Origin of the sequence: Pseudomonas sp. KK4 (assembly GCF_001984065.1) — a bacterium.
Classification (GTDB): Bacteria; Pseudomonadota; Gammaproteobacteria; order Pseudomonadales; family Pseudomonadaceae; genus Aquipseudomonas.
The window spans coordinates 1-6688 of sequence record NZ_LYVP01000189.1 but is presented as its reverse complement, the minus strand read 5'-3'; the positions used below and the strand labels follow the sequence as shown (position 1 = coordinate 6688).

Below are 6688 nucleotides of genomic sequence, written 5' to 3'. Positions count from 1 at the left end.
CCCCTACCCCCATGAAGATCACCCCGCCCGCCAGGCCTCGACGGGACGGCGGTACATGGGCCAACACCGTGGGTGCGGCCAACACCATCAACGCGCCACCGGCCACGCCAGACAGAAATCGCCAGGCGAAAAACCAGGCGAAGGACACGGGATAGGCGCAGGCGAAAAACGCGATGGCCGCCAGCAGCATCATCGCCCTGAGGGTCAAGCGGGTGGAGGTTTTCGCCGCCAGCGAACGCCCGAACAGCGCCCCGGCCAGATACCCCGCCAGGTTCGCCGCGCCGAGGTAGGCTGCCTTGGAGGAATCAAACCAATGGGCACCGACAATCGCCGGCAGCAGCGGTGTATAGGCAAACCGTGCCAGGCCGATGCCGACCAGGCTCGCCGAGAATCCAGCCACAGTCCCCCGCCATGGGTTGGCGCTGGTTGGCTTTACGCTGTTCATCTGTCTGCCCTTCCATTCTTCATTTGGGCCGACTGTACGCGCGAGGTCGATATCTCTAGTAACGAATTAAACAGGCAATTGTTATCTCCATAAAAGATACCTTTGTGGGAGCGGGCTTGCTCGCGAAGACGGCATTACAGCCACAGCAGATTTGGCGGATGTACCGGCCTCTTCGCGAGCAAGCCCGCTCCCACAGGGATGGGTGTTGTCGGTTGATTACACGGTGTATCAACAGTAATTCCGCGAGCACGGTATATCTTCACTGCGGGGCTTTTTACAGTGGCCGATGCACTGCGTTCTTTCACGCCAAGAGTGAACCTCCATGCCCCACGATTTGACCCATCTTGAAGCCGCACTGGCCGCCTACCCTCGGGCAACCCTGCTGGAAGGCGCGACACCCGTTCAAAAGCTTTCCCGCCTGAGCAATTTGCCCGAGCTCAACGGCTGCAACCTCTACGTCAAACGCGATGATTTGACCGGCCTGGGCGGTGGTGGCAACAAGCTGCGCAAACTGGAATTCCTGCTAGGCGAAGCCTTGGCCGCTGGCGCCGATACCCTGGTGACCTGGGGCGGCTTCCAGTCCAACCACGCCCGCCTGACCGCCGCCGTCGCCGCGCAACAAGGCCTGGCCTGCGAGTTGATCCTGACCCCCTCCGCCGTACGCCACGATGACGACTTTTGCCACAACGGCAACGTCGTGCTGGACGCACTGTTCGGCGCCAATATGCATCGCCTGCCACCCGGCTCCGCGCCCGATGCGTATGCCGACGACCTGGTCGAAAAACTCAAGCAACAAGGCAAGCAACCCTTCGTCATGCCCCTGGGTGGCTCCAGCCCTCGAGGTAGTCTGGGCTACGCCGCCTGCGCCGCCGAAATCCTGCATCAAGCCGATGCGCTGGGCCTGCAGTTCGACCGCATCATCGTGCCCAATGGCAGCGCCGGCACCCATTCCGGACTGCTGGCCGGTGTGACCCTCGCTCGCTCTTGCACGCAAATCGTCGGCTACTCGGTGCTGGCCACCGAAGACCAGGCATCGGCCACCACCCTGGAAAAAACCCGCCAGGTCCTGCAACTGCTGGATCCCGCGACCTCACTGGAAGAAAGCGCAGTCCACGTCGACGGCAGCCAACGCGGCCAAGCCTACGGCGCCCCGACCGACACCATGCTCGAAGCCGTGCGCCTGCTGGGCTCCCGGGAAGGTCTGCTCACCGACCCGGTCTACGGCGGCAAAGCCTTCGCCGGGATGCTGGCCGCCGTGCGCCGCGGTGATTACCCGGCGGGAAGCAACCTGCTGTTCGTCATGACCGGCGGCTTGCCTGGGCTGTTCGCCTACCGCACCGCCTTCGACTGAAACCTCCCCACCCTGTGTAGGAGCGAGCTTGCTCGCGATGCACTCGAGAACGCCGCGGGGTGTCAGGTTTCCCGTTTTATCGTTCAAGACCATCGCGAGCGAGCTCGCTCCTACAGGGGGATGCGGGCCACAAAAAAACCTCCCCGGGGGTGAACCCGGGGAGGTTTTTTTACGGCTGCTATGGCGGGATCAGCCCTGGGCTTTGCTCATTTTGGTGAACAGCTCGGTCGGTACTTTCTTGCCGTTGGAGGTGTACTGGTTGGTGCGGAATTTGTAGACCTCGCCTTCGGACAGGAAGCCGTCGCCGTTGGTGTCCATGGCCTTGAATTCTTCGGCGCCACCTGGGGCCACGGTCAGCAGTTCCTTGAGGGAAACGCGGCCGTCGTGGTCGGTGTCGGTGCGGGCGAAGGAGGCGTCGCCGCATTTGCCTTCACCGCATTTGCCTTCGCTGGTCTTGGTGACTTTGGCACCGGTTTCGCCTGCGCCGCATTTGCCTTCACCACACTTGCCTTCGCTGGTTTTTTCCGCGGCGGCCAGTTGGTAGCCTTGCGGCAATGCGTCTGCGGCGAAGGCGCTGGACGCCATGTTCATGCTGCCGGCCAGTGCAACTGCGATCAGGCCAATGCGGGATTTATTCGACATACGGGACATGGTTATTTCTCCGGATTACAGTGTGCGGCCAAGCCGCTGGGGTCATTGCCACAAGGGCGATAAGCCGTGGTGCGAGTGCGGTTTGCTTTCTCGCTGAGGCAGGGCTATTTGACTGCAACCGTGTATCCCGGATGTATCCGGATCGAGGGGCATTTGTAAGCCAGTCTGCGTAGGCCCGGTTGGGATACAGAGCGATACACAGGTGTGTAGCCGCAACGTCCCGCTGGGGGATTCGGTCAGCGCCACGGCTTGGCGCCAGCACGCTCAAAACGTGTGATACAGCACCATCCCCCCTTCCGCATCCGGGCTGGCATCGGAGAAGCCTTTGACGGCGTACAGCTGCACCTTCCACTCCTGGTTGAGCTTATGGGTGAGGAACAGGGTCAGCTCCTGAATCTGCGAGCCGGTGGAGACCACCTTCTGGCGCCAGTCGTAGGAGGCGCCGGCGGAGGTGCGTGCAGCCACCGGCAGGGCGAAGCCGAGGCTGGCGAAGATCGGGTCGTCGAAATCGGTGCCGGAGGGGTCGCCGTACTTTTTCCAGCCCAGGGTGGCGAAACCGGTGACTCGGCCGAAGCCCTTGGCGATGTCGACTTGGGCGGTGTAGTCGGTTTTGCCGGTGCCCAGGCACTGATCCTCATCGGCGGTGGGGAACTTGATCTTGCCGATCAGATCCAGCATCACCCCGCCCTCGCTGCCGTCGAGCAAGGCGTAGCTGGCGCTGGTGACGGTATCGCCCAGACCACTTTCCACGTCCCGGCACCCTCCGGGCAGCGGGTCGCCGTCGGGGCCGACTTCAGGGTTGGTGATGCGCAGCCAGGGCACGGTGACCTTGTAGGTCATGGGGCCCGTTTCGTATTTGCCCACCACGGGGACGTACCAGATTTCCGACGTGGTGCCGGTGCCGTAGTCACCACTCGAATAGTCCATACCAATGGCAGTGCTGAAGGTGTCGGCCGAGGCCGGTGCGGTGAGGCTGGCCAGCAGGCTGGCAAAAAGAGGGAGCATGGGTCTCATCTTCACCTCAAAGTCCCGTTGAGAAGTGTGAGTGAACTTACCCAGCCTAGTTGCTAATTTCCCGCTTGTAGAATTGCCGAGCCGCTTATCCCTGACGTCCAGATCGGTCCGGATGGTCTACTTTTTCTACCTTTTCAACTTTCTCGACCTTTTCTACCTTGTCGGGCAGTTCGACTTTTTCGACCTTTTCAGGGCGGTCCACCTTCTCGACTTTCTCAACCTTCTCCGGTCGCTCGACCTTTTCCACTTTCTCGACTTTCTCCGGGCGCTCGACTTTCTCTACCTTTTCAACTTTCTCGACCTTGTCGACTTTTTCTACCTTCTCTACCTTTTCCACTTTCTCGACCTTATCGGACCGCCCGCTATTGTCTTCGCTCTCGGGTTTTTCCACTTTATCGACATGCTCCGATTTCCCGGACTTGTCGACCGATTCGGATTTACCGCTGTCCTGGCGGCCGGAATGGCCGTCGCTGCCGCTGCCGCTGCCTTCGTTGCTGTCACTGCGCGGCGTTTCATCGCGGCCACCATGACCACTGCTGTTTGAGTTATCGGAGCCCGAGGTGCCTTGGTCGTTGTCCACATCCGTACGGTTATCGCGTGCGCCATGGCCCCGGCCCGAATTATCGGCGCGTTCGATGTTGAACTCGACACGGGTCGCCCGGACTTCGCGACCGCCACTGAACACCCCGCTCACCCGAACCCGTTGATCCACGCCCGATCCAGGGCCCTGTTCGCCCATCAACACCGTGTCGCGCCCCAGTGACACGTTGAAACCGGCGACCACCAGGTTTCGTCCGTTGCGGCTCTGCACCAGGCCTTCGATCACCGCCTCATGGACCCGGCCGGCGAACGGCAGGCTCGGGTCTGGACGGCTTTGCGCGACCTCCAACTGGCGACCGGACCACTGGCCGCGTACCAACACTTCCTGGGCCGGTGCCACGCGAGTCCCGAGCCTGAGCCCCTGGAGGGTGCCGGTACGATCGACCGTGCCGATGGCACTGGCTTCTTTGAGGCCTGGCGCCCGTTCGATGCGGCTGGCCACGACTTCGCCCCGGGCATCGCGCAGACCGCTGACCTTGACCGGGTCGCCCGGCCGCAAACCTTCGGCCACCCGTGCGCCGGCGGCCAGGCGCACCGGTTGCCCCATGACCCGCAGCGGCGCTGACGCATTGGGCAGTGCCGTCAGCGGCCCTTCATAGACGTTGAGGATCGAGATGCGCCCGGCTTGCAGGCCGCGCCTGGTGGGGAATGCTTCCACCGCGACCACTTGGCCGATCGCCAGGTGGGCGCTGCTGGCAGGCGCACCGTTTTCACTCACCGGCACGTCTTTGCCGAAGTGCACTTCCATGCCATTGACGCAGATCGACGCGAAGCCGGTGATGGTGCCGACGATCCCGGTGCCGCCAGTGCCGCCCGGTTCCTGCAGCGGCGCCCCGCTGCCGCCGACACCCCCGTTGTCATGATGGATGAGCGTGCCATCCACGCCGGCCGCCACCGCGCCGGTTCCACCCGTGCCGCCGGGGCGCTGTTGCAGCGGCGCACCGGTGCCACCCACGCCACCGTTGTCACTGTGAATGCCGGTTCCACCCACACCGCCGGCTTTCGCCCCGGTACCGCCGGTGCCGCCCGGAAACTGCAGGCCGCCTGCGCTGGACATGCCCACTTCATCGCGACTGACGCATGCCGGTGCGGCGCCCACCCCAGACGCAGCCACCAGGTTCAAGCCTAAAGCCAGGACGAAAGTGGCGACACTGAAGCAGCGCTTGAGGGAGATCATGGGGCAGGCGTCGTCGTCGAATCGGGGTCTGTGGGCTCAGTGTAGAAATAAAGTCCGATGGTGATGCGCTGGCGTGGCTCGGTACTGGCCAAATCGAGATTTTCCAGATCAGCGGCAAGCCGGCTGAAATCGAGCAGCGTTTGCATGCCTTCTTTGGCCACGGCCTCGCGCAGGGTCTCGACACTGCCCTGTGCCAGGGCATCGTAGTGCACGCTACGCTCGAAGAATGGCTGGCCTTCCCCGCTCAGGTTATGCACCGCGGCACTGGCGTGGTCGTGCAGGTTGTGGCCCAGGTAGGCGGCTTTTTCATCGAAACCCTTCTGCGGTACGAAGGCCTCGGCCTCCAGGTGTACGCAGTCGTGTTCGTCGATGCGTACGACGCCAAGCCGCAGCCACTCATCGAGCACCACCCGGGCGCGGATGTCCGTGCTGATCGTCGCCACCAAGGCATCGAAGGAACAGTCGCCGCCGGCGCTGGCCAGTCGCGGCAACGCCAGCGCATGGCCGGCCGCGGTGCAAAATGGCTGGCTGTTGGTCCAGGCCGTGACCAGTTGCGCACCTAAGGTGATGTTTTCCGGCAACGCCACGATCGAGGGCTCGCCTTCACTGCGCAGGCGCCGCACGTCCTTGCGATGAACCCCCGTGAGCAGGCTGATGCGGCTGTCGCTCGGCACTTTGCCGTCCAGGCGAAACTCGCGATCGGCCACATCCACGAACACCTCTTTGAGCAAGTCGGCGAACACTGTGTAGGTGACCCCTTTGCGCAGCATCAGGCGCACCAAGGGGCGCATGACCCGTTGCAGGGCGCGTAACAGAGAGGGAGGTAAGGTGGGCGATTGCATTCAGCGCATTCCTAGACAAGTGGACCCAGTATAACGACGCCGAAAATATCTTGTGGTGCAGGGATTTATCCCCGTTGAGCCGCCCAAGCGGCCCCAGAACAATCCCCTCGCCAAGGGTTTCTTTCTCGCCTGAAACTTTTGGGTGCGGCTGAAACGGACTGGACAAGCACTCATACAAAACCCCGACCCCGAGGTTTTGTATGAGAGGCCCTCAGTGTGAATCAGCTCCGGCTATTGTCGTCCCCTGGTTCGCCGCCGACGTGAACGCCGCGGTCATCACCCGGTTCGCCACCCACATGGTTGCCACGATCATCACCAGGCTGACCACCAACGTGATTGCCATGGTCGTCCCCAGGCTCGCCGCCAACATGAATGCCATGATCGTCCCCGGGCTCGCCGCCCACATGATTGCCATGATCGTCGCCAGGCTGGCCACCCACATGATTGCCGTGGTCATCGCCGGCTTCGTGACTGTTGCCGCGTCCGGAGTTCGAGTTGCCGGCGTGGTCGCCGCCCGCATCGCCGTGGCCGCTACCGCTATTGCCACCGCCGTTGCCAGCATGACCGCCACCACCGCCACCATTTCCGCTACCGCCGCCGTTTCCACC

General features: G+C 62.8%; 6 protein-coding genes and 1 pseudogene. 1 reads left to right on the top strand and 6 read right to left on the bottom strand.

Features of this window, described 5'->3' with window-relative positions; translation table 11 throughout:
- Positions 1-445, bottom strand: a 445-nt coding sequence (locus B0W55_RS28270) for a YbfB/YjiJ family MFS transporter (protein WP_139340999.1), incomplete at its 3' end; no start/stop codon positions are given.
- 322 nt (positions 446-767) lie between these two features.
- On the opposite strand from B0W55_RS28270, the gene B0W55_RS28265 reads away from it, so the two are divergent.
- Positions 768-1796, top strand: coding sequence for a D-cysteine desulfhydrase family protein (locus B0W55_RS28265; RefSeq protein ID WP_077049199.1), 1029 nt, complete (start codon positions 768-770; stop codon positions 1794-1796).
- A 189-nt stretch (positions 1797-1985) separates the two neighbouring features.
- Here the strand turns inward: B0W55_RS28265 and B0W55_RS28260 are convergent, their stop codons facing one another.
- The 5 genes and pseudogenes from B0W55_RS28260 to B0W55_RS31345 all read right to left on the bottom strand — a co-directional run.
- Positions 1986-2447: a hypothetical protein gene (locus B0W55_RS28260; RefSeq protein WP_077049198.1), complete on the bottom strand. Its 462-nt coding sequence runs from the start codon at positions 2445-2447 to the stop codon at positions 1986-1988.
- A gap of 264 nt (positions 2448-2711) precedes the next feature.
- A complete protein-coding gene (locus B0W55_RS28255; RefSeq protein ID WP_077049197.1) occupies positions 2712-3461 on the bottom strand; it encodes a hypothetical protein in 750 nt (249 codons plus the stop codon).
- Between the two features lie 85 nt (positions 3462-3546).
- Complete coding sequence (locus B0W55_RS28250; protein WP_077049196.1) at positions 3547-5238, bottom strand: DUF5666 domain-containing protein; 1692 nt, start codon at positions 5236-5238, stop codon at positions 3547-3549.
- On the bottom strand, positions 5235-6080 hold the full coding sequence (locus B0W55_RS28245; RefSeq protein WP_077049195.1) for a DUF6502 family protein: 846 nt from the start codon (positions 6078-6080) through the stop codon (positions 5235-5237). The genes B0W55_RS28250 and B0W55_RS28245 overlap by 4 nt, the downstream gene beginning before the upstream one ends.
- A gap of 221 nt (positions 6081-6301) precedes the next feature.
- A pseudogene (locus B0W55_RS31345) lies at positions 6302-6688 on the bottom strand (hypothetical protein); the annotation flags it as partial.

What these genes read in the sequence shown, in the direction of transcription:
- B0W55_RS28250 (WP_077049196.1), bottom strand. Translation starts at nt 5,238, where the DNA reads ATGATCTCCCTCAAGCGCTGCTTCAGTGTCGCCACTTTCGTCCTGGCT.
- B0W55_RS28260 (WP_077049198.1), bottom strand. Translation starts at nt 2,447, where the DNA reads ATGTCCCGTATGTCGAATAAATCCCGCATTGGCCTGATCGCAGTTGCA.
- B0W55_RS28265 (WP_077049199.1), top strand. Translation starts at nt 768, where the DNA reads ATGCCCCACGATTTGACCCATCTTGAAGCCGCACTGGCCGCCTACCCT.
- B0W55_RS28245 (WP_077049195.1), bottom strand. Translation starts at nt 6,080, where the DNA reads ATGCAATCGCCCACCTTACCTCCCTCTCTGTTACGCGCCCTGCAACGG.
- B0W55_RS28255 (WP_077049197.1), bottom strand. Translation starts at nt 3,461, where the DNA reads ATGAGACCCATGCTCCCTCTTTTTGCCAGCCTGCTGGCCAGCCTCACC.